Annotated in this window: 1 protein-coding gene; it reads right to left on the reverse strand. The window is 61.2% G+C overall.

Going from position 1 to position 1,525, the window contains the following annotated elements:
• Nucleotides 1-53: 53 nt before the first annotated feature.
• A partial coding sequence (locus BG57_RS30790; RefSeq protein ID WP_035971063.1) for an integrase catalytic domain-containing protein occupies nucleotides 54-1,525 on the reverse strand: 1,472 nt, incomplete at its 5' end.

A 1,525-nucleotide genomic window follows, 5' to 3' on the forward strand; every position in this document is an offset into this window, starting at 1 on the left:
ACGGCCGGTCAGCGACAACTATTCTGGCCGGCGTGTTGCCTCACGGAATAATGTTACTCGCGGGTAGTTGTCACGGTCCCGTCGTTTTGCGATGGAGGCTGGCGCTGCGTAGCGGCGCCAGCCTCCATCGCGTCGCCGTCACCGAGTATCCGCGTCACCAGTTCTCTGGCACGGTTCGATCGCCATGCCTTAACGCGGCGCTGCAAGGTGCGCAGTTGTGCGCTGGAATACATTGCGGGAGCCATCGCAGTGAGACGCTCATGGAGCTTTTGTGCCGTAATGCCGGGTTCTGTTTCGAGCCATTGCTGTATCTTCGGCCAAGTATGCTCGAACGGATCTTCCCGGGTGCGCCAGTCATGTGGGACGCGCGCTTTTCGGTGATGCGTCGGCCGGACCTCGCCGGCCTGCCACGCTGTTCCAAGACTTGCCAGGAAATCCGCGAGTGGAATTTGATCAGGTGTTGTAGCCTCCTTCGGCGCCACGCCCGACGCGCTGCGTTCGGCGACGCGCTGTTGGGCTTCTCGCATTCGACGCAATAGGTCCAGTGGGTCGAGTGCCCTGAACCGGGTACGCAGTCGACGTTTGGTTGACTCCGGCACAGAAGCCGAACGCAGCACGCGCTCAAGCGGCGTTAAAGGCGCTTCATAGCGCTTCGTCACCTTGGCGCCGTGACGTGTCTTTGATTTCAGCTTGAACGACGGCTGGAAGAAGTTGATGTACAGCCGCGAAACCTCGTAAAGGGCGGCAAGTGTTTGCGTGGCTTCGAGGCCGCGTAACCGGCCATACCCGACGAGGCGGCGCACGACTGATCCGTTCTTCTGCTCGACCCACGCCTGGTCGTTTTTCTTGTATGCACGTGAGCGTGTCAGCTCGATCCCCGTTGCCTTGCAGAAGTCGAATACGGCCTCGTTCATGAAGGCAGTATCATTATCGCAATCCAGACCACGCAGTGGAAACGGCAGGGCACGGCTAACACTCTCGATGTGCTCCAGAACGAACGCCCCGCTGCGATACGGCATCGCCAGGCATTCGGTCCAGCCGGTCGCGATATCGGTCATCACGAAGCTGTGCACGAAGTCGCCGTCGATCTTGGTGCCACCACAGTGCTCGACGAAATCCACCTCGAAATAGCCGGGCAACGGATCGTTCCAGTCACAGAACGTGCGGATCGGCACCGCACGCCGAATTGCATTGCCGACTCCGCCAGAGCGCCGGCGTTGACCGCTGAAGGCTTGCTCGCGCACGTCCCGCAGCAGTCGGTCAATGGTGGCGGCACTGATCTGGTTTAGCCGTTGGCGAACCCGCCTCGGTAGCGTCAGGTGACCGTGCCGTGTCATGGAGTCGATCAGCGTCGGAATTAGCGCCTTCAGACGCTTGCCGCAGATCCGGTCGGCAGCTTCCCACAACGTGATCAACGCGGCCCGCACCTCGTCATCGTAGCGTCGCTGCGGACCGGGCTTCGACCTCGGCGGCTGCGGCTCTCGGCACAGCACTCGGATTGCGTGCTTACGATGATAGCCCGTCA

The organism is Caballeronia grimmiae (assembly GCF_000698555.1).
Lineage (GTDB): Bacteria > Pseudomonadota > Gammaproteobacteria > Burkholderiales > Burkholderiaceae > Caballeronia > Caballeronia grimmiae.